This window comes from Labrenzia sp. 5N (assembly GCF_012395805.1).
GTDB lineage: Bacteria > Pseudomonadota > Alphaproteobacteria > Rhizobiales > Stappiaceae > Roseibium > Roseibium algicola.
Window position 1 is genome coordinate 104,384 of record NZ_JAAZTM010000017.1, and the last position, 17,923, is coordinate 122,306.

General features: G+C 58.1%; 19 protein-coding genes. 12 read left to right on the forward strand and 7 right to left on the reverse strand.

Annotation, left to right across the window (positions count from 1 at the left end; all coding sequences use genetic code 11):
- From HEP89_RS19065 to HEP89_RS19085, 5 genes are all read left to right on the forward strand, one after another.
- Window positions 1-1,590 (forward strand): Na+/H+ antiporter subunit D, encoded by a 1,590-nt coding sequence (locus tag HEP89_RS19065; protein ID WP_023001008.1) that lies wholly within the window; start codon window positions 1-3, stop codon window positions 1,588-1,590.
- Complete coding sequence (locus HEP89_RS19070; RefSeq protein ID WP_023001009.1) at window positions 1,587-2,063, forward strand: Na+/H+ antiporter subunit E; 477 nt, start codon at window positions 1,587-1,589, stop codon at window positions 2,061-2,063. Before HEP89_RS19065 ends, HEP89_RS19070 begins: the two co-directional genes overlap by 4 nt.
- Entirely contained in the window at window positions 2,060-2,416 is a 357-nt protein-coding gene (locus HEP89_RS19075) for a cation:proton antiporter (RefSeq protein WP_023001010.1), read from the forward strand. The genes HEP89_RS19070 and HEP89_RS19075 overlap by 4 nt, the downstream gene beginning before the upstream one ends.
- Entirely contained in the window at window positions 2,413-2,757 is a 345-nt protein-coding gene (gene mnhG, locus HEP89_RS19080; protein WP_023001011.1) for a monovalent cation/H(+) antiporter subunit G, read from the forward strand. Before HEP89_RS19075 ends, mnhG begins: the two co-directional genes overlap by 4 nt.
- A 316-nt stretch (window positions 2,758-3,073) precedes the next feature.
- On the forward strand, window positions 3,074-3,490 hold the full coding sequence (locus tag HEP89_RS19085) for a MucR family transcriptional regulator (protein WP_006939826.1): 417 nt from the start codon (window positions 3,074-3,076) through the stop codon (window positions 3,488-3,490).
- Window positions 3,491-3,644: 154 nt separating this feature from the next.
- Here the strand turns inward: HEP89_RS19085 and HEP89_RS19090 are convergent, their stop codons facing one another.
- Together HEP89_RS19090 and HEP89_RS19095 are read right to left on the reverse strand one after the other, a co-directional pair.
- Entirely contained in the window at window positions 3,645-4,076 is a 432-nt protein-coding gene (locus tag HEP89_RS19090) for a SufE family protein (RefSeq protein ID WP_023001012.1), read from the reverse strand.
- 258 nt (window positions 4,077-4,334) lie between these two features.
- Window positions 4,335-4,886 (reverse strand): DUF5330 domain-containing protein, encoded by a 552-nt coding sequence (locus HEP89_RS19095; protein WP_077292617.1) that lies wholly within the window; start codon window positions 4,884-4,886, stop codon window positions 4,335-4,337.
- Between the two features lie 297 nt (window positions 4,887-5,183).
- On the opposite strand from HEP89_RS19095, the gene HEP89_RS19100 reads away from it, so the two are divergent.
- The 3 genes from HEP89_RS19100 (at window position 5,184) to HEP89_RS19110 (ending at window position 8,153) form a co-directional block, all read left to right on the forward strand.
- A complete protein-coding gene (locus HEP89_RS19100) occupies window positions 5,184-6,884 on the forward strand; it encodes a HAMP domain-containing histidine kinase (RefSeq protein ID WP_168692796.1) in 1,701 nt (566 codons plus the stop codon).
- A gap of 71 nt (window positions 6,885-6,955) precedes the next feature.
- Window positions 6,956-7,681 carry a peptidoglycan-binding domain-containing protein gene (locus HEP89_RS19105; protein WP_209014774.1) on the forward strand — a complete coding sequence of 242 codons (726 nt, stop codon included), beginning with the start codon at window positions 6,956-6,958 and terminating at the stop codon, window positions 7,679-7,681.
- Between the two features lie 100 nt (window positions 7,682-7,781).
- The gene (locus HEP89_RS19110; protein WP_168692798.1) at window positions 7,782-8,153 is read left to right on the forward strand and encodes a DUF1491 family protein; all 372 of its coding nucleotides are present in this window, start codon (window positions 7,782-7,784) and stop codon (window positions 8,151-8,153) included.
- A 58-nt stretch (window positions 8,154-8,211) separates the two neighbouring features.
- Here the strand turns inward: HEP89_RS19110 and HEP89_RS19115 are convergent, their stop codons facing one another.
- Window positions 8,212-9,369: a DUF2336 domain-containing protein gene (locus HEP89_RS19115; protein WP_168692799.1), complete on the reverse strand. Its 1,158-nt coding sequence runs from the start codon at window positions 9,367-9,369 to the stop codon at window positions 8,212-8,214.
- Between the two features lie 192 nt (window positions 9,370-9,561).
- On the opposite strand from HEP89_RS19115, the gene HEP89_RS19120 reads away from it, so the two are divergent.
- From HEP89_RS19120 to HEP89_RS19130, 3 genes are all read left to right on the forward strand, one after another.
- Window positions 9,562-9,771, forward strand: coding sequence for a hypothetical protein (locus tag HEP89_RS19120; RefSeq protein WP_031269292.1), 210 nt, complete (start codon window positions 9,562-9,564; stop codon window positions 9,769-9,771).
- A gap of 62 nt (window positions 9,772-9,833) precedes the next feature.
- Window positions 9,834-10,697 (forward strand): hypothetical protein, encoded by an 864-nt coding sequence (locus HEP89_RS19125; protein WP_168692800.1) that lies wholly within the window; start codon window positions 9,834-9,836, stop codon window positions 10,695-10,697.
- A 548-nt stretch (window positions 10,698-11,245) separates the two neighbouring features.
- The gene (locus tag HEP89_RS19130; RefSeq protein ID WP_168692801.1) at window positions 11,246-12,928 is read left to right on the forward strand and encodes a tetratricopeptide repeat-containing sulfotransferase family protein; all 1,683 of its coding nucleotides are present in this window, start codon (window positions 11,246-11,248) and stop codon (window positions 12,926-12,928) included.
- A gap of 64 nt (window positions 12,929-12,992) precedes the next feature.
- On the opposite strand, the gene HEP89_RS19135 is transcribed toward HEP89_RS19130, so the two are convergent.
- Genes HEP89_RS19135 through HEP89_RS19145 form a run of 3 tightly spaced genes read right to left on the reverse strand, consistent with a single transcriptional unit; the run spans window position 12,993 to window position 16,443 of the window.
- Window positions 12,993-13,556 (reverse strand): hypothetical protein, encoded by a 564-nt coding sequence (locus tag HEP89_RS19135; protein WP_168692802.1) that lies wholly within the window; start codon window positions 13,554-13,556, stop codon window positions 12,993-12,995.
- Window positions 13,553-14,233 (reverse strand): DUF1214 domain-containing protein, encoded by a 681-nt coding sequence (locus tag HEP89_RS19140; protein ID WP_023001022.1) that lies wholly within the window; start codon window positions 14,231-14,233, stop codon window positions 13,553-13,555. Before HEP89_RS19140 ends, HEP89_RS19135 begins: the two co-directional genes overlap by 4 nt.
- Window positions 14,230-16,443, reverse strand: a complete 2,214-nt coding sequence (locus tag HEP89_RS19145; protein WP_168692803.1) for a PBP1A family penicillin-binding protein — start codon at window positions 16,441-16,443, stop codon at window positions 14,230-14,232. The genes HEP89_RS19140 and HEP89_RS19145 overlap by 4 nt, the downstream gene beginning before the upstream one ends.
- 220 nt (window positions 16,444-16,663) lie before the next feature.
- Here HEP89_RS19145 and HEP89_RS19150 point away from each other — a divergent pair, with 220 nt between their 5' ends.
- Entirely contained in the window at window positions 16,664-17,149 is a 486-nt protein-coding gene (locus tag HEP89_RS19150) for a YcgN family cysteine cluster protein (RefSeq protein WP_168692804.1), read from the forward strand.
- 55 nt (window positions 17,150-17,204) lie between these two features.
- Here HEP89_RS19150 and HEP89_RS19155 read toward each other — a convergent pair whose 3' ends face one another.
- Window positions 17,205-17,822, reverse strand: coding sequence for a TetR/AcrR family transcriptional regulator (locus tag HEP89_RS19155; RefSeq protein WP_075282425.1), 618 nt, complete (start codon window positions 17,820-17,822; stop codon window positions 17,205-17,207).
- Between the last annotated feature and the right edge of the window lie 101 nt (window positions 17,823-17,923).

Below are 17,923 nucleotides of genomic sequence, written 5' to 3' on the forward strand. Positions count from 1 at the left end.
ATGGCCGGTTCTTCCGTTTCCGTCGATCTTTCCCAGGCCATGGTCACTACGCCCGTTGCGGCGGGTGACTGGCTGGTGGTCGCGCCTTCGCTGATCACAATCCTGGGCGGTGCGCTGTGCCTGATGCTGCGCAAGAACACCGATCTGCAGCCGAAAGTCGGCATAGGTTTCCTGGCACTGCTGGTGCTGGCCAACCTTGCCCTGCTGATCCGGGTGCTCGATCATGGTGTCATTACCATGGTGATGGGCAGCTGGCTGCCGCCGTTCGGCATTGCCTTCACAGTGGATACGCTTGGTGTCACGCTGTCACTGATCGGCTCAATCGTAGCCTTCTGTGCGGGTGTTTTCGGCGCAGCCACCGTTGACAGCACAGGACGCAGATACGGGTTTTATCCATTCCTGCTACTGCTGATGACAGGTGTTTGCGGCGCGTTCCTGACCGGGGATGTCTTCAACCTCTATGTCTGGTTCGAAGTTCTGCTGATTTCGTCCTACGGACTTCTGGTCCTCGGCAACGACAGGATCCAGCTTGACGGCGCGGTCAAATACGGTGTCCTGAACCTGATCGGCACGAACCTTTTCCTGATCGCGACAGGTCTGCTTTACGGAATTTTCGGCACGCTCAACATGGCGGACCTCGCCATGAAGGTTGCCGCCCTGGAAAATCCGGCTTCCGGCACGCTGGCAACGGTTGCCGCGCTCTATTTCCTCGCCTTTGCCATGAAAGCGGCCGCGTTCCCGGTCAATTTCTGGTTGCCTGCGTCCTACCACACGCCCAACGTGGTGGTGTCGGCGGTATTTGCAGGCCTTCTGACCAAGGTTGGCGTTTATGCGCTGATCCGCATCTTTGTTCTGATCCTGCCGGCCTCCCGCGGCTATATGGCCGATGTGATCGCGCTGGTTGCCATCGCCACCCTGCTGACAGGGGCGATCGGAGCTCTGGCGCAGAGTGAAGTGCGGCGGCTGCTCGGCTATGTGGTCATTGCCGGTATCGGGTCGATGCTCGCCGGTGTTGCCGTTGGTTCGACGCTGGCAGTCTCGGGTGCCATTTTCTACGCGGTCCATTCGATCATCGTCATGACGGCACTTTATATGGCAGCGGGCATCATGAACATGATGGGCGGTTCCTACGACCTGAGGCAGCTGGGTGGGCTCTATCAAAAGAGTGCGGTGTTCGCAGCCGTGTTCCTGGTACTTGGTTTTGCCGTTTCGGGTCTGCCACCATTCTCCGGTTTCTGGCCCAAGGTCATTCTTGTGGATGCGGCCTTCGCAGACGGCCGGACCTGGTTGGGTGCTGCCATTCTTGTCAGCGGGTTCCTGACAACCATGGCGATGGGCCGAGTCTGGATCTTCGCCTTCTGGCGTGGTGGACCTGAAGGCACTACTGACGGGCAGGCAGTTGCCGTGACGGGCGAGGGCGGCGCGCAACTTTCTGGAGCCGCAGTCTGGTTGCCACTCGGCATTCTGACTGCGCTTGTTGTCTATTTCGGCCTGCAGCCGGAATGGATGCTGGAGCTTTCAACGCGAGGGGCAAGCGGCATTGTTGAACCGCTCGGCTACCTGCGTTCAGTCTTTGGGGGCCAGGGATGACCAGTCTCTTTCTCATCAACATTCTTCTGATGCTGGCTTGGGGAGCTGTCACGGGCAGCTTCTCTGAAGTCAATCTGGCCTTCGGTTTCGTGCTCAGTTTCGGCGCGCTTTACCTGATCCGGGAACAGGTCGGTACTGCCGCCTATTTCCAGCGGGTCTCCAAGGGCTTCGGTCTGGCTGTGCTCTTCGTCTATGAACTGGTGCTGTCGGCCTGGCGGGTTGCGATCATCGTGCTCAAGCCGAAGATCAAGTTGCAGCCGGGCATCATCGCGTTTCCGCTGACAGTGGACAGGGACTTCGAAATCACGATGCTGGCCAATCTGATCACCCTGACGCCGGGCACATTGTCCGTTGATGTCTCCGACGACCGGAAGACGCTTTATGTGCACTGTATCGACGTGCCTGACCCGCAAGCCACGATCGACGACATCAAGAACGGTTTTGAACGCAAGATCCTGGAGGTGTTCAGATGACACCGTTTGAGACCTTTTCTTCCGGTTTCCTGGAAATCAGTGTCAAGATCGCGCTGGCTCTGCTGACGATTTCCTTCATCATCATCGTCGTACGGACGGTCAAGGGACCGAGCCTTCCGGACCGTGTTGTCGCCCTGGACATGTTGGTCGCGGTGGGGATCGGCTTTATCGCGGCCATCGGCGTTTCCACCGGCTTTTATCTTTACATCGACATTGCGATTACGCTCGGCCTCGTCGGCTTCCTGGCAACCGTCGCTTTCGCACGCTTCGTCCTGAACCGCGGCCTTGCCGGCGACAAGACGATCATGGACGAAGTCGAAGAGAGCATTAAGCGCAGGGAGGCGGGACAATGAATGCTGCCGTTGAAATCATCACCGGTATCATGCTGGTCGTCGGTGCTTCCTTCGCACTGGTCGCATCGATCGGCATCATTCGTCTGAAAGATGTTTACATGCGAATGCATGCGGCCTCCAAGGCGGGTACTCTGGGGTCGGGCGTGATGTTGCTTGCGCTGGCAGTTCATGCTGGCGATCTGGCCGTTGTCACACGGGCAATCGCCGGAGTCGTATTCTTCCTGCTCACCGCCCCAATTTCGGCTCATTTGTTGGCAAAAGCTGCATACGCAGCCGGCTACCGTCCCTGTGCCGATACCAAGGAAGATGCCCTTGCAAAAACTGTCCGGCCGAAAAGCTGAGGCATGGTGTGTGGCAATGGTCCTGAAAGACAGATTTCCTGACAATACTATCGGTTCATTGTCGAAATAGGTGCGTTAGGTAAAGCCAATATTTGTACAATTTGATTTTTATTGCTTCTGATCGATTTTTATTTGAATTACGGGGTTGTCGTTCAACGAAAGCGGCGATATAAGGCTGTGACGATTGCCTGCAAAGTAGAATCGTTTTTGATTTCTGGGCCCGCAAGTAACTGAATTTCTAGTTCCGCTTTCGGCAGACATTTTTTGCAGGTAAACCACAAAGCTAATTTTGAAATCAGTAGAGAACGGGTGAAATATGACTGACAGTCCGGTGGATGCGAATCTGATTGATCTTACGGCAGACATCGTCTCAGCCTATGTGAGCAACAACACCGTTGCGTCAACAGATCTGCCAGGCCTGATCAACGAAGTTTACGGCGCGCTGCAGAGAACTGCCAGCACTTCCACCGAGCCGGAGCCGGAGCCGCTGAAGCCCGCTGTGCCGGTGAAGAAGTCGGTCATGCCGGACTACATCATCTGCCTGGAAGACGGCAAGAAGTTCAAGTCGCTGAAGCGCCACCTGCGCACGCACTACAACATGACCCCGGAAGAGTACCGCGAGAAGTGGGATCTGGGTGCCGATTACCCGATGGTTGCACCGAACTATGCGGCTGCCCGTTCGGAACTGGCCAAGAAGATGGGCCTCGGCCAGCAGCGCAAGCGCTCCAAGTAAATCCTTCGGCCCAGGTCGAAGTACAAAAGAGCTGCCCATGGGCAGCTCTTTTTTTGTTTTGTGATGGAGATCTTCAGTTAATTGCGGATGACGCTGGGTGTGAGCGCAACTGAAGCACTTGCCGAAAGAGCAGAGTGATCAAACTGAAGGGTTCTCAGGCTGCTGCCAGAGCTCCTTGCGCGTCGCTGCGGATCCGTCCGACCATCGATTTGAGACCGTTGGAGCGCTGTGGCGTCAGGTGCTCCTGCAGACCCAGTTTGGCAAAAATACCTTCGACATCGGTGTCAAGAATGTCCTGCGCGGTCTTGCCACTGAACAAAGAGGTGACGATGGCTACGAGCCCTTGCACGATAAGCGCATCGCTGTCGCCCCGGAAACTGAGCACAGGTGTGCCGTCGCCCGTCTTGTCGATGGAGGTGATCAGCCAGACCTGCGACACACAACCGCGCACCTTGTTGGCATCGGTCTTTTCGGCGTCGGCAAGATCAGGCATCTCCTTGCCAAGGTCGATGAGGTATTTGTAGCGATCTTCCCAGTCGTCGAGAAAATCAAACGTCTCAAGGATTTCGCTCAAGGTTGTGGTCATGGCACCGGTCTTTGAAGGTCTTGTCCGCCTTCATATAACTCGTGAGCGGCAAAGTGCAAATGCCGACAGGTGCGCGAGAGGGGGGAGAATAAAGATACGCCGCAGATGAAATGGGCAGCTTTCCATCTGCGGCGCAGCGGAACAATCCGCTGAAGTGAAGCCGTCTTTGCGTTGCTGCCGTGCAGCAGCGCTCCAGCGGGGGCGCAATCGGCCGTTTTCAGATCCAGGAGGTCGTAGGATCTTGAACGACCAGTGTGCTCAGGTCTTTTGGCCTGAGCGTGGTTTGGGCCGTGGCACCGGCCCAAGCACTGCCTCTTTGGAAGAGACGTTATCAAAGACCGGCTGCCAGGATGGTGTGCCGGCGAAAACCTGAGGTTCCTGGCCTGAAGGCTGGGCGGACGTCGTGCCAGCAGTCTGTACGGGCGTCGAGCCGGTTACCAGCTGTTCGCTTCCCGATTTCTCGGCAATCTGCGTGTCGAGAAACTCATAGACAATCCGAGCGCCGTCGCGTGCGCGGCTGCCGATTGCCGTCAGTGCGTCGCCTCCCGTTTCGCAGGCCTGCGGATTACGTCCGCAAAAGCCGCCGATGTCCGACATCGTTGCCTGTGCCGCCAGGAAGGCCGACACCGGATCGATGTTTTCCGTCGAAGTGTCTTCCTGATCTGACCCGAGGGGAATCAGGACGAGCACCAAGGTGAGCCAAAAGGCCGTCCTCAAGAGAAAGAACATATCGCTACCCATAGTCTGTTCTGTCTTGCGTGCCTTTGTGCCGTTGGCACGCTTGTTATGAGGGCACATTACCAGCGACATGAGAATCCCCGGTTGAGCGGGAAAAGCCAATTTTCATAAAATAAATCAGGTATTTAAATCGTATTTTCTGAAATATTGATTCAAATTTTAGCTAATTCCGGTCAAGATATTGAGGCCAATGGGTTTTTCGGAAAAAAACGCAATTTGGATTCATCCTTTATCGTTCCTTAAGTGCTGCAACCGACAATGGCCGTACAAAAGGTGCGAGCGGATGTTTCCGCGATTGTTGTGTGGTAGAGTAGATTGCGTAACCTTCTGAAAAACATGCAAAATATCTGGGGGCATTGGGTGGCTCGCGTGGATGGAATGATTCATCCCGAAGCTGCTTCCGATCCTTTTCTTGCACCGTTGCATCGTTCGTTTCTGCTCAGCTGTTTCGTCAGCGGCGCTGCGGCTCTGGTGGTACTGCCACTGCATCTGGCGCTGGCCGGACCGCCTCAGGCAGCCACTCTTCTCGCGCTCGCCTGGATGCTGAGCCAATGGCCTCTGGCACTTTATCTGTCCCAGTCAGGGGCGCTGTCCAAGGCTGCCGGTCTTTCTGCTTCCCTGTTCGCGGTGTTTGTTGCCGGCGTCTGCGCGGTTACCGGCGGTGCGCTGTCCTTTGCGCTGGCTTGGTTGCTGGTGCCGCCGATGGAGGCTGCGCTCGCAGCAAGCCGGCGGACGGCACTCGCCGTGACGGGGCTTTGCGGTGCCCTGGTCCTTGCCCTGATGTTTGTTCCGCTGCCTGTCCTTCCGGCTTCCGGATTTCCAGGGCTGGCGACGCCGTTTGCGACCCTGGCGGCTCTGCTTTATGTCGGTTTGCTGTCGCTCCGCATCGCGCTTGACCGGTCTCTTGCGCAAAAAGTTGTGAGGGCAACGGAGGAAAGACGCCTCCAGATCAGTCAGAGTGTCTCCGACATCTATTGTGAACTCGGGCCTGACAGTGGCCTCAAGGTCATTGGCGGCCCGGTGAAGGATGTGCTTGGGCACCTGCCGGTGGAAAGCGGGGAGGACTGGCTGTTTCCGCGCCTTCACGTTGCAGACCGGCCGCTTTATCTGACCTGTCTTTCCGAAGCCCGTTTGAGTGGCGCCACAAGAACCTTCGAGGCACGTTTGAGGGTTGGCGCAAATCGTCCGGGTGAAGCAGGGCAGGCCGACTACCGGCGTCTGGAAGTGCAGCTGCGGGCCAGCCGGCAGAACAGTCTGGCTTCTGCAAACGGTGCGGCACTTCTGCTGACGCTTCGTCCTCTTGAACCCATCGAGCCGTCTGCAGGCAAGACCACGGGATCCGCCACAGACGGAAGCGCACGCGCGGACCGAATTTCGCGGGACATGCTTGAAACGGCGGGCGTTGAAGCTTCGCAGGCGCTGTCGGACATTCTGGCGCAATCCGAACGGCTTGAGCGCCTTGGGCGTGATACCTCTGATCCTGTGCTCAAGTTGGCGGTACAGTCCCTGCGCCAAAACGGCGAACGGGGCCTGGCCTCGCTCACAGCGGCTCTGGAACTGGTTCCGACTGACAGGTCTCCCGGCGAACCGGAGATTACCGGCGTTGATGTGGAAACCTGTCTCGTTCAATGCATTGACATGGTCGCAAGGGTGGCCGAGCGTCGCGGTGTTGCTCTGGAAATGGAGCCCGGCCAGGACAGTCCGCTGGTTGCTGCCGACAGAAAATTGCTGCGGCAGGCACTGTGTTTCCTGCTGGTGGATATGGTGGAAACTTCCGAGGCTGGCGCCGTGGTGAGCGTTGGTGTCGATCTCGGTACAGGCTACACCGACTATGTGTTTTCGGTGAAGAACCGCCAGTCCAGCCTTTGCTGGAGCGCCGAGGCCGCGGCAACCGTGCTGGGCGTTTCAAGGGCCCTTCTGGAGCGCATGGGCGGCAGCCTGACTGTTCAGACCATTCTGGGACAGGGGGAAAGCGTGACTGTGACCCTGCCGCTTCGGACGCAAGCGCAGCAGAGCGCCGGGCGGACCGGCGAGGTACTCCGTGTCGAGCAATTGGCAAAATCGGCATAGGCGCAATGGCAAGAGCAAAGAAAACGACAAAGCAGACCAAGGCGCAGCAAGCAAAGTCGTCGGAATCCCTGATGGCGAAGGCCGGTCATATGGCGCTCGACAATCCTGTCGCAGCGGGTGGTACAGTGGTGATGGGGCTGACGGCATGCCTGATCGTGGCCAATGCGGTCGGCCTGCAGCCTGGCCGGCATCCGGCGCCGCTGTTCACGACACGAGATCGACCGGATACCATGCAGCTGCCGGAACCGGATGGCAGAAGTCCCGGGCTTCAGGTGCAGGAGATCTCCACCCTTGTGCTCGACCTGCAGATTTCCCTGCGCAAGATCGGCCTGTACGAAGGCCCTCTGGACGGACTGAACGGCCCGGCGACCGAGCGTGCCATCCGTGGTTTTGAACGTCACGCCGGACAGATCGAGACCGGAGAGGCAACGGAAGCGCTGCTTGCTCTTGTGCTGATGCAGGGAGAAAGCCCCGTAACGTCCGTGAATGGTCCCGTGCCCCGTCCGAAGCCCGGGTTCTCGGGCACGACAAGACAAGACAGCGCTGAAGTTCTTGATGCCGGTGCCAACGACAGTGGCGATGCCGGTGTAGAGTCCGACCCGAAGTTGATGAAGATCCAACAGGCATTGTCCGAACTCGGCTACGGTCCACTGAAGGCGGACGGCGTGATGGGAGCCAACACCACCGCTGCCATCAGGCGGTTTGAATTTGACAGGGGCCTGCCGTTGACGGGCGAACCCGGCACCAAGGTCATTGAGCGCCTGGAAATGGTCAGTGGCCGGTCGCTGTCCGGCTAGATTGCCGGACGGCGAGTTGCCGCGTGAGCGCAACTGTCGTAGAGCAGGGCCTCCTTCTCCATCTTCGGGAGTGCCGGCGGGTTCGGCAGAGGCGGTCAGCATGCGGGTTACATCTGAGTTTTTCGTCAGTGCACTGGTCCGACGCGTATTCGGCGAGGGCGGCTTTGCAGCTGTTTCCAGGAAAGGGGCTCCAGAAGCGGGTGCGGTCTTTATCTGTGTGGACCGTCTTGACGGTAGCTTCGACTTCTATGGCCCGGCGCCGCAAGCCATGTTCAGCAGTCTGCCACAGGGGCGCTTGTTCGAAAGTGTCTTCGAACGGGCGGACAGGGAAACGATAGACGCGCGGCTGGCGAGCGAAGCGCGAATGGATCCGGACTATTGGCTGGTGGACATCGAAGCACGCGACGGCAGGATTGACCTGCCATTGGTGCAGGAAGAGCCGAAGCCCGACACAAATCTCTTCCGCTTTTAGTGCAGATTTAAATATGGGCGTTCAGCCCTCCCGCAACACAGTGCTTTCGCGGGTATTCTCAGGAACGGTTCGACTTGCGAGTGGTTTCGGATTGAACGAAACCAAACTGCTGTCCGTCCGTTGTCGCCGCATCGCGGCGCGAACCTTCCTGATATTGCGAGTCAAGCTGTGCAGATACGGGCTGAGCGACCTGGTCATGCAGGATCCACTGTCCGACCAGCACCTCGGCAGCGCCCTGGCTGAGCGTGCGATGGAGGCGCAGCAGGCCGCGCAGTCTTTCCAGTGACAGGTTTTCACCCAGCATGCGGATCATCACGGTCGTGACTTCGGACGCCGACATACCAAGCGCTTTCAATGCAACGGTCAGACCTTCGGCCTGATCGTCATGCATCAGCAGATCGCAAGTGGTCTGTGGCAGTCCGAGCCCCTGGCCCAGGAGATCCGCAAAACGGGACCGCTGCTGGAAAAGGGCTTCGCTCACCAGTGCGTCCCGCAATTTGAGGCGCGCGGTGTCCGTGCGTCTGTCGGTTGCGGAACCTGGGGTTTGTGCCTGTTTGACCAGGCTGGTCATCTCCGCCGCGGCGATCGCTTTCGATTTGAGCGGAGCTGGTAAATGCAGGAATTGTCCCATAAGTCCATCCGGGTTTAATGCGTCCTGACCTGCCAATTCTAAACCAAGAGTGGCAACGATGTCACTACGACAACTGAGTTTTGCCTGATGAGCTTGTGTCAGGGTGACGTCTTCCCGGTCGAGAAGGATACGGATTACAGGGGCTCCGGCGTGTTCGCACAATGTCGTGATCACCGATTCGCGCAAGGATGGCCGGTTGGCGACCGCTTTGCGGAGGGAATCCGGACCGGCCTCCGCAACCTTCAAAAGGAGATCCACAGAAAGCCTCGGACTGTAACGAAGGGCCGGATAGGCCGTCAGTTCGTCTTCGTCGGATGCGAGCTGCGTCAGGAGGTCGTCGGGAATTTCCGGATGCGCAGCCAGTAGATTTGCGATCCGGCGCCTGTCCGGCAGTGAGGTTTTAGGCAGGAAGTTTGACGCCAACTCCAGAAAAATGCGTTTTTCTTCAACATCATGCCGAGTACGTCCGGCAAACAGCTCGCTTGCGGCCAGAAGGACACCGCGATCATCGCCCTTTGTGGACGCGGATTTGTCCGGAGAAGCGGAATTCGGCAAAGACTGACTGAAATGTTGGGTTTGGCGCATGACACCCGTCTACAAAATACGAAAGACCGGACCACCGGAGGAACTTGCTTCGTTCAAATTGCAGGAAAAGCGTTAGCATGCTGTTAACCCTGACAGCTTCTTAATGAAGAGCAGGAAGTAATGCGTCGCCCGTTTGACCGTTCCCCGCCGGTAATACGCCGTCAGGGGAGATCGGAACCGAAGGAGGAGACGATGGGCACCTTGTTGGACTTTACATCAGCTCAACGCCCCGCAGCACGTGTGGGCTATCGTTCCAATCAGCGCCGTATGGCAAGCCGAGAGACCTTTGGAGAAGTTATCCTCTTCCCAGGTGTCCGGTACGAGCGCCATGACCTTGATCTTGCCGCACGAATCGCGACCATCGGAAAAGCGGCCGGACCTGCTGGCTCCGACAAGGACTGACGGTCCAAGCCACTCCAGCCGCGCAGGAGAAGTTTCTTTTTAGCGGCCTGGAGAAGCGCCCGATGGGCAAAGGCAAAGCGGAACAATCCGCCACCGCATCCCTTGCGGAGAGCGGTTGCAGATCAGGGCAGGGCGCCATTGCCGTCGCTGCCGTGCTGATTGCCGTCAGCCTCGCTGCCTGTACGCGCCCGACAGGGGATTTTGATCGTGCCAGGCCTTCCGTCATTCATGACAGGGTGATGCCGGCGGCGGGCGACGAAGCGGCACGCCTGCGCGGTGATCCGGTTTCCAAGTTCAACTACACGAACGACGAAAAGCTGATGCGAAACCGCGGCTGGACGCTGATCCGTCCGCCATGGACCAAGGACTGGATCGGCGGGACCATGGTTGAGCTGTCGCGAACACGCGTTCTTCCGGAAGTTGAGGGGCGTGTACCGCCCGATCTTTATCTGATCTATCTGCGCTCAGACAAATTCCAGTCTTCCGATGCCCGCTATGACAAGATTGCCGCTGACGCATCCGGCGATGCGGAGCTGGTGATGCCTTTCTGCGAAGTGGCCTTGCGCGTGAAGGCCGCGGATGACGAGCGGCTGCGAGTTCTGCAGAATAAGCCGGTGAAGTCCGAGGAAACCTATGAAGGCGCGAAGGCGCGCGTCTGGGAAAACCGGGTGATGATCAAATGGGTGGGTCAGGCGCTGCGGTATCGGATCATCGCCTACAAGAAGGCGCTCGACGGACTGGAGATCGAAACGCCGACCCGCGATCGCGTCTGGAAGGTCAATAACGCCATTCGGGAACTGGAAGGCCAGGTTCGCATTGCCGAAGCCGGTTGCGATCCGGACAAGCGTTATGGGGACGACAAGCCTGTTCGCAGGTCCCGGATCTATACCGGGTGGGGAACTGAACGCGCGCCGGTCGTGAAATAGCCCGCTCCCGAATTTCAGGCCTGAATTCTGACATTTTATTGAGTGCTATATTCTGCCCACGTCAGATCTACTGATGCGCGGACACATTTTCGGCTGTAAAGGCGGTACTGCTTTTCCACAGGCTGGAGGCGCGGCCGTTCAAGGTCTGAAAAACATCTTTGATACGACTTCTGCATGGGTTCTTTTGCAAGAAAACGATGAGAATTTATTTCGTAAGCTAAGCGTATTCAAAATTTTTAAACGATACCGCTCGGTATTATTTTTTTGCCAAACCACGACAGTCAAAATCTCGTTTTACTTGTTCTGCTTCACTTTTTGTCAGATTGACTTGCCTTAAAGGCATGCGCGCATAAGTTTTGTTTATTGCAATGCAAAAAAATGTGAACACTGAAAAAAGAGACGTGATCACAAGCTCTTAGCCTAATTTTCGTCGTTTTTCCGGCAAAAGGATGTCATTGAAGGGGTTTTGTGGCTTGCCGTTCTTCAGGCGTCGAACTAAACCGTTTAGTTTACAGGGTAGTCACTCCCGGGAACCTGAAGGTGGTCGAATGAGTCCGAACATCACGCTTCTCGTCAAAGAAGCGCTCTCCCATCAACATGCCGGACGCATTGGAATCGCGCTCAGCATGTTTGAGGAGATACTGAAGCTCGACCCCAAGAACCCGCAGGCAAATTTTTCGCTGGGCATTGCTGCTTACCAGAACGGTGACGTGGGGCTTGCTATCGAGATGCTGCGGAAGGCTGAGCGCAAGGCCGGCAAGCACCCGCAGGTGCATCAGTTGCTCGGTCTGGCCCTCATGAACGCTGGCGATCTGGCCGGCGCGCTGAAATCGCTAAAGAAAGCCGTGGCCCTTGCGCCTAAAGCCGCTGATTTCCACGCCCATCTTGGTGACCTCTACACGCTCAAGCGTCAGCCGGTGCTGGCACGACAGAGCTTTCAGCGTGCATTGGCGATCGATCCGGAAAATGGTTATGCCCTTGTCGGCATGGGCCAGCTCGATATCACTGTCGGCCAGATCGACGAGGCTGTCGCCTGGTTCGAAAAAGCCATTGCATTGGGCAAGGAACTGCCCTCGGCCCTTCACTGCCTGACGATGGCACGCACCTACAGGGAAGAGCCGGCTGAACTTGCCAAGATCGATGACCTGTTGAAACAGGCAAGCGCACTGCCTGCTCCGGAGCACGCTCACCTGCATTGGGCGGCCGGCAAGATCCACTACGACCTGGGAGACACCGCGCGCGCTGCGCAGCATTACCGCTCCGCCCGCCGGTTGCGTTACCAGTCGTTCGATCAGCAAGCCCATGAAGAACGCATCGCCTTTATGAAGGAGGTGTTCAACGAGGCATTTTTCGCCGAACGGACGGAATTTGAGGATCCCTCGGAGCGGCCGGTGTTCATTTTCGGCATGCCGCGATCAGGCACGACCCTGGCCGAGCAGATCGTGAGCCGGCACTCGCGCATCGCCAGCGGTGCGGAAATTCCGTATTTCCGCTTGCTGCAGCAGGACCTGGGTTTGCGGGGGACGCCAAGTGCTGTCCTGGAAAACCGGTTGAAGAGCCTTGGGCCGCGTGAGTTCAAGCAGTTTGCACGGCAGTACCTTGCAGAACTGAGTGCAATCGATCGGCGGGCAGACCGTGTCACCGACAAGATGCCGCATAATTTCGAAGTACTCTGGCTTATGAGCCTTCTGTTTCCGAAAGCGGCTTTCATCCATTGCGTTCGCTGTCCTGCGGACACATGCGTTTCGCTCCTGTCGCATTCGCTTTCGCCCGCGCATAACTACGCCATGACGCAGAAGTCACTGGGCAGCTATTTCGTCGCCTACGACGGTCTGATGAAACATTGGGAAAAGGTTCTGCCTGTTCGCATCCACACACTTTCCTACGAAGACCTGGTTCATAACCAGGAAAAGGAAAGCAAGGCGCTGCTGGCGTGCACAGGCATGGACTGGGAAGAACAATGCCTGGAGTTCTATAACGGCGACAGTCCCGTGACGACGTTCTCCAATCTCCAGGTACGAAAGCCGATGTTCAGATCATCGATCGGTCGGTGGAAGCGTCACAAGGATCTTTTGGGAGATCTGTTCGAGGCGCTCGGTCCGCTGTCACCGCTCAATGAGGCTGCACCGGTCGGCAATAGTTCCAGCTACGGTCAGCAACAGACGATTGCAACCGGTATGCCCGACAACGACATTTCTCACCTGCGGAACGCGGTTTCTCCGATATCGTGACCAGTTGCGGCGTCGGGTGTGACAGCGTCCCGGCCTGACCGTTTTTTCGCGATTTCTGGGTATCTTAGCGAATGGAGCCGCAGCTTGCGGCCCTGAGAGCGCGGTCGATGCTGTCCGCGCGGGTCGGGTGGGGCACATAGGCCCGCAACAACGCAAAACCGCTTAGCGGCTCTTCCGTTTCAATGACGATGAGGTCTTCCAGGTTTTCCGGCGGGTTCTCCCGCAGGATCGACAGCTGTTCCGTGGTCAGCACCAGCATTGACAGGCGCTCGGCACCTGCGGTGCGGTTGTTGAGACTGTAGACGGCCTCTCCAGCCGCGTTGAACAGTCCTATGGACCAGAAGGGTACCGGAATGCTGGCATCGAAGAGAACCGGCCCGTCGGCGAGCTGAAACCGGCAGGCAGCGTGTTTCATGGCCGGATCGAGATCGGGCAGGGCCTCCTCGCCGGGGTGGACATCCGGCAGCAGATTGAATTGCCGGTCCGGCCCGTGGTTGCCGATGTTGTCATAGGCACTGTGCAGAACGTTCTGGGGGATGCTCAGCACCACCAGGATGTGAATGATGGCAGCAAGACACAGCGTAGCCAGCAGGCCAACCGTAAGGGAAAAACGTGAAGAAAGGGTCATGGGCAGCCCAACCTGTCGATGGTGGGCATGCTGACGCCATCTAGGGCTGCACCGGTCGTGACCGGAGCGTCATAGACCCTGAGCACGAAGCGCAGACCGTCCGCGGCCCTTGCATCGCTCGCCAGGGGCAGCCAGTTGCCGGAGTGGGGGCGGGTGGCGGCGACGATCTCGAAAGTGCCGTCCGCGTTTCGCAGCAAGGCGTCACTTGCAAGGTTCACCCGGCCGGACATCGTCTTGACCAGATGGCCGTGGCCATCGACCGCGGTCATGGTCCAAAGCCGTGCAGACGGGGTCTGGCCTGCGATACGGTACTCACATGTCGGATCAAGCTGGTGGCCGTTGCTGTCTTCGCGCGCGACCAGAGCAAGCCCTTCGCCCGATGCCAGGGGAATGACGGCGCCTCTTGTGTAGATCGCCACGGAATAGGGATCGGCTTCGGAGGTGCCGGCTTTCGGATAGGCGTGCCACGGGCCGATGGTGACCGCATTGAGCGGTTGTTCCCGCTCGATGATCAGATAGGCGGAGCTTATGCCGAGCAAGGAGGCCAGAACGACGACAAGCGTCACCGTGGCGAGCGTGCGAAAAGGATTTCCCCGATGCGAGCGGATGGCACGGGGAAGCCTTTCGTCATACCAGTCTGCCTCGCCATGTGCGGGCCGGAATCCTGTATCGCTCATTGCACCGCCGCGACATCGGTGTTGGCAGGCCCTTGAGCAGGGGCGGCATCGGCGCTCTTTTGTTCAAGCAGCAGGCGCAGATCCTGACCGATCTGCAAGAGGAGATCCTGGGTGCGCCGTTTCAGGACCCGTGGCTGCGCAGTGTCGCTGGTGTCTGTAGCCAGCCTTGCCGGAGCTGTTCGGGCCAGACGCGGCAGGCTTTCCGGATCGACACCGGGCATCCGGGCAAGCTCGATGCCATTGTGGGCAAAGGCGTTGTATTTCTGCCAGGCCATGGCAGGAAGGCTGCCGCCGGTGACACGTCGCGTGGAGGTAAAATCGTCGTTGCCGAACCAGACGGCCGTTGCAAAGTTGCCGGTGTAGCCGACAAACCATGCGTCACGGTAAGCGTTGGTGGTTCCGGTCTTTCCGGCTGCGACCACGCCGTCAATCTGCGCCCGGCGGGCCGTGCCGGCCTCAACCACATTGACCAGGATCTCGTTCATTTCCTGAACTTTCTCCTCCGGCAGGACACGAACTGCAGGCGGCTCGTCGCGTTCACGCCGGTAGAGAACCTTGCCGGCGCTGTTCTTGATCTCCAGAACCGCATAGGCCGCTGCCTTGGTTCCGCCATTGGCGAAAACGGAATAGGCCGATGCCATGTCGATGACGGAGACTTCAGATGAACCGATAGGCAGCGACACGGAGTTTTCCAGTTCGTGGGTCAGGCCCATGCGATACGCCGTATCGATGATTTTTTGCCGGCCGAAATCCAGGGAAAGGATCACCGGAATGGTGTTGATGGACTTGGTGAGCGCGGTTTTCAGAGTGACGGCGCCCCGGTAGCTTCTGGAATAGTTCTTGGGCGACCAGTTACCGATCCAGACCGGCCGGTCGGAGACCACGCTGTCCGAAGTATAGCCGTTCATGAAAGCCGTCATGTAGACGAAAGGCTTGAACGAGGATCCTGGCTGGCGCAGCGCGTTGACGGCGCGATTGAACTGGCTTTCGCCATAGGAACTGCCACCGACCATGGCAACGACGGCCCCGTCCGGGATCATGGAAACCATCGCCGCTTCGCGAGCGTCGCGCAAATTTCCGTTTTCCCGAAGCACGGTTTCCACGGCCAGATCCGCCTGGCGCTGCAGCGCCGGGTCCAGTGTGGTGCGGACGGTCACAATGCGGTCGCGGGCAAGTGCCGGATACCGGCGTGCAAGTTTCTTGACCTCTTCAAGCGCCCAGTCGAGGAAGTATTCCGGCAACTGTTCCTGAGACCTGTCGACAGCCAGGGCCGGATTACGGCGCGCGCCGATCACCTGGCCTTCGGTCAGGAAACTGGCCTGTACCATGTTGGACAGGACTTCGTTGGCGCGCGCGCGGGCTGCAGGCAGGTTGATGTGTGGTGCGTATTTGGTCGGTGCCTTGTAGAGACCTGCCAGCATGGCACTTTCGGCAAGCGTCAGCTCACGCACATTCTTGTTGAAATAGAATTCGGAAGCAGCCGTCACCCCGAAGACGCCGCCGCCCATGTAGGCGCGGTCGAGATAGAGCTTCAGGATTTCCTGCTTGGAAAGGTTCGCTTCCAGCCACAGCGCCAGATAGGCTTCCTTGATCTTGCGGCTGAGACTGCGCTCGTTGGTCAGGAAGAGGTTTTTGGCCAGCTGCTGGGTGAGCGTCGAACCGCCCTGGACGACACCGCCTGCGCGTGCGTTCTCGACCATGGCCCGGAAGGTGCCGAAAAAATCAATCCCGAAGTGGCTGAAGAAGCGGCGATCTTCGGTGGCGAGCGTTGCCTTTATCAGGGAGTCTGGAATTTCCTCAAGCGGTACGCTGTCGTTGAGAACGATGCCGCGCCGGCCGATTTCCTTGCCGAAGCGATCCAGGAAGGTCACCGCGAAATCGTCCGTGGTCTTCCAGTCGGCATAGCGCGTTGCCTCGAAGGCAGGCTGGGCGAAGGCCAGTACCACGATGAAACCGACAAGGCCGTAAGTCAGACCGTCAGACGAAAGCTCGGCTAGAACGCGCCAGATTCCCTTGGCCCGGAACCGCCGCAAGAAGGCGTCATAGCCTTCGAATATCCGGCGGATAGCTGTTCCGCTCTTCCACAGGGCCGTGTCGATAAGGGCATCGATCGCCAGGAAAAAGCGGCGAATACGATTGCGCTTTTTCGGCGGCTTCTGCGCCGGCGGATTGCCGGTTTCGACATCATCTGATTGCGGTTTGTCCGTCACGCGAACAAGGTCTCCGGATCAAAAAGGATCGGCCCAAGCTAGCCGTTTTTCGAGGTCGTGCAAACTGGTTGCCAGCGTGCCCCTTTCATTGGAACAGTTTACCTAAAGTTCTTGCAATTTCATTGAGGAAAAACAGCCCGTTTTTTCGCCCGGGTTGCCCGACAGCCTGTAGCATGATAGGCGCCGATTGTTCCGGCCCAAGAAAGGCGCACAAGACTTCATGATTGTGGACGATACCTCACGCGAGCTTCCGTTCTGGAAAACCCGCAAACTGGAAGACATGACGCAGTCCCAGTGGGAATCGCTTTGCGACGGCTGCGCACGCTGCTGTCTCAACAAGCTTGAGGACTGGGACACCGGCGAAATCGTCTGGACAGATGTTGCCTGCACGTTGCTTGATGGCACCAGCTGCCGCTGCAAGGATTACGACAACAGGGCAACCATCGTGCCGGACTGCATTCAGCTCACACCGGGTGAGGTGAGGACACTGACCTGGCTGCCGCCAACCTGTGCCTATCGGCTGGTGCGGGAAGGCAAGGATCTCTACTGGTGGCATCCTTTGGTGTCGGGAGATCCTGAAACAGTCCATCAGGCGGGCATTTCCGTTCGCGGGCGGACGATCCCCGAAGACGGCATGGCTCTGGAAGACTACGAGAACCACGTCGTGTTCTGGCCGGGGGAAAAGCCGGAAGACCAGAAGGGTTGAGCTAACCCTGCCGATCAGGATGCAGTCACACTATTCGAGCCTGATTTGATCACTCTCATTGTCTGATCAGGAAAGCCTCGACATGGCGGCGGAGCCGGTGTTCCAGTTCCGCCCGGTCAGTCAGTTGATGGCTTTTGACCAGGATGGCTCCATGGATCATGAAGGCAATCAGGCCATCGACCATTTCCTTGGGTGACCGGTCCTGCCTCAGCTCCGGCTTCAGGCTGGCCTCCTGTTGCCAGAACGTCAGGAAATGCTCCAGTTCCGCATCGAGGGCGTCCAGAGTTTCGACAAATTCAGCAGCGCAATTGGGTTTGGTTACACCGATATTGTCCAGGAACAGCCTTAGGATTGTCGGGCTGTCGGTGATGACGTCGATCAGGGCCATCATGCGCCGGGTCAGCAGTCCGACAGGGTCGGACAATTGGTCGGGTTCTGCTGCTTCGTCAGACGTCGCCGCACGCAGGGCATTCAGCCGGTCCAGCAGCACGTAGGACAATAGGCCGTCCATATCGCCGAAATGCGAGAACACGGTCCCCTTTGCGACGCCTGCCTCCTGAGCAACCGCTTCCGCGGTAACCAGGTCCAATCCGTGTTTTTGACTGAGATCGCGTGCGGCAGCCAGGACCCGTGCCCTTGTGGCAATGCTCCGCTGTTGTGGTTTGCGTGTCATGATTTTCCGTTAAAATGACCGTGGTCAAAAAATATCTTGACGGATGTGATGCGGAATGTCAAAAAATGACCACGGTCAATTTTGGCGTTTGACGCCTGCAA

What these genes read in the sequence shown, in the direction of transcription:
- HEP89_RS19155 (WP_075282425.1), bottom strand. Translation starts at nt 17,822, where the DNA reads ATGACACGCAAACCACAACAGCGGAGCATTGCCACAAGGGCACGGGTC.
- HEP89_RS19090 (WP_023001012.1), bottom strand. Translation starts at nt 4,076, where the DNA reads ATGACCACAACCTTGAGCGAAATCCTTGAGACGTTTGATTTTCTCGAC.
- HEP89_RS19130 (WP_168692801.1), top strand. Translation starts at nt 11,246, where the DNA reads ATGAGTCCGAACATCACGCTTCTCGTCAAAGAAGCGCTCTCCCATCAA.
- HEP89_RS19120 (WP_031269292.1), top strand. Translation starts at nt 9,562, where the DNA reads ATGGGCACCTTGTTGGACTTTACATCAGCTCAACGCCCCGCAGCACGT.
- HEP89_RS19070 (WP_023001009.1), top strand. Translation starts at nt 1,587, where the DNA reads ATGACCAGTCTCTTTCTCATCAACATTCTTCTGATGCTGGCTTGGGGA.
- HEP89_RS19110 (WP_168692798.1), top strand. Translation starts at nt 7,782, where the DNA reads ATGCGGGTTACATCTGAGTTTTTCGTCAGTGCACTGGTCCGACGCGTA.
- HEP89_RS19115 (WP_168692799.1), bottom strand. Translation starts at nt 9,369, where the DNA reads ATGCGCCAAACCCAACATTTCAGTCAGTCTTTGCCGAATTCCGCTTCT.
- HEP89_RS19105 (WP_209014774.1), top strand. Translation starts at nt 6,956, where the DNA reads ATGGCGAAGGCCGGTCATATGGCGCTCGACAATCCTGTCGCAGCGGGT.
- HEP89_RS19140 (WP_023001022.1), bottom strand. Translation starts at nt 14,233, where the DNA reads ATGAGCGATACAGGATTCCGGCCCGCACATGGCGAGGCAGACTGGTAT.
- HEP89_RS19075 (WP_023001010.1), top strand. Translation starts at nt 2,060, where the DNA reads ATGACACCGTTTGAGACCTTTTCTTCCGGTTTCCTGGAAATCAGTGTC.
- mnhG (WP_023001011.1), top strand. Translation starts at nt 2,413, where the DNA reads ATGAATGCTGCCGTTGAAATCATCACCGGTATCATGCTGGTCGTCGGT.
- HEP89_RS19125 (WP_168692800.1), top strand. Translation starts at nt 9,834, where the DNA reads ATGGGCAAAGGCAAAGCGGAACAATCCGCCACCGCATCCCTTGCGGAG.
- HEP89_RS19085 (WP_006939826.1), top strand. Translation starts at nt 3,074, where the DNA reads ATGACTGACAGTCCGGTGGATGCGAATCTGATTGATCTTACGGCAGAC.
- HEP89_RS19095 (WP_077292617.1), bottom strand. Translation starts at nt 4,886, where the DNA reads ATGTCGCTGGTAATGTGCCCTCATAACAAGCGTGCCAACGGCACAAAG.
- HEP89_RS19135 (WP_168692802.1), bottom strand. Translation starts at nt 13,556, where the DNA reads ATGACCCTTTCTTCACGTTTTTCCCTTACGGTTGGCCTGCTGGCTACG.
- HEP89_RS19150 (WP_168692804.1), top strand. Translation starts at nt 16,664, where the DNA reads ATGATTGTGGACGATACCTCACGCGAGCTTCCGTTCTGGAAAACCCGC.
- HEP89_RS19065 (WP_023001008.1), top strand. Translation starts at nt 1, where the DNA reads ATGGCCGGTTCTTCCGTTTCCGTCGATCTTTCCCAGGCCATGGTCACT.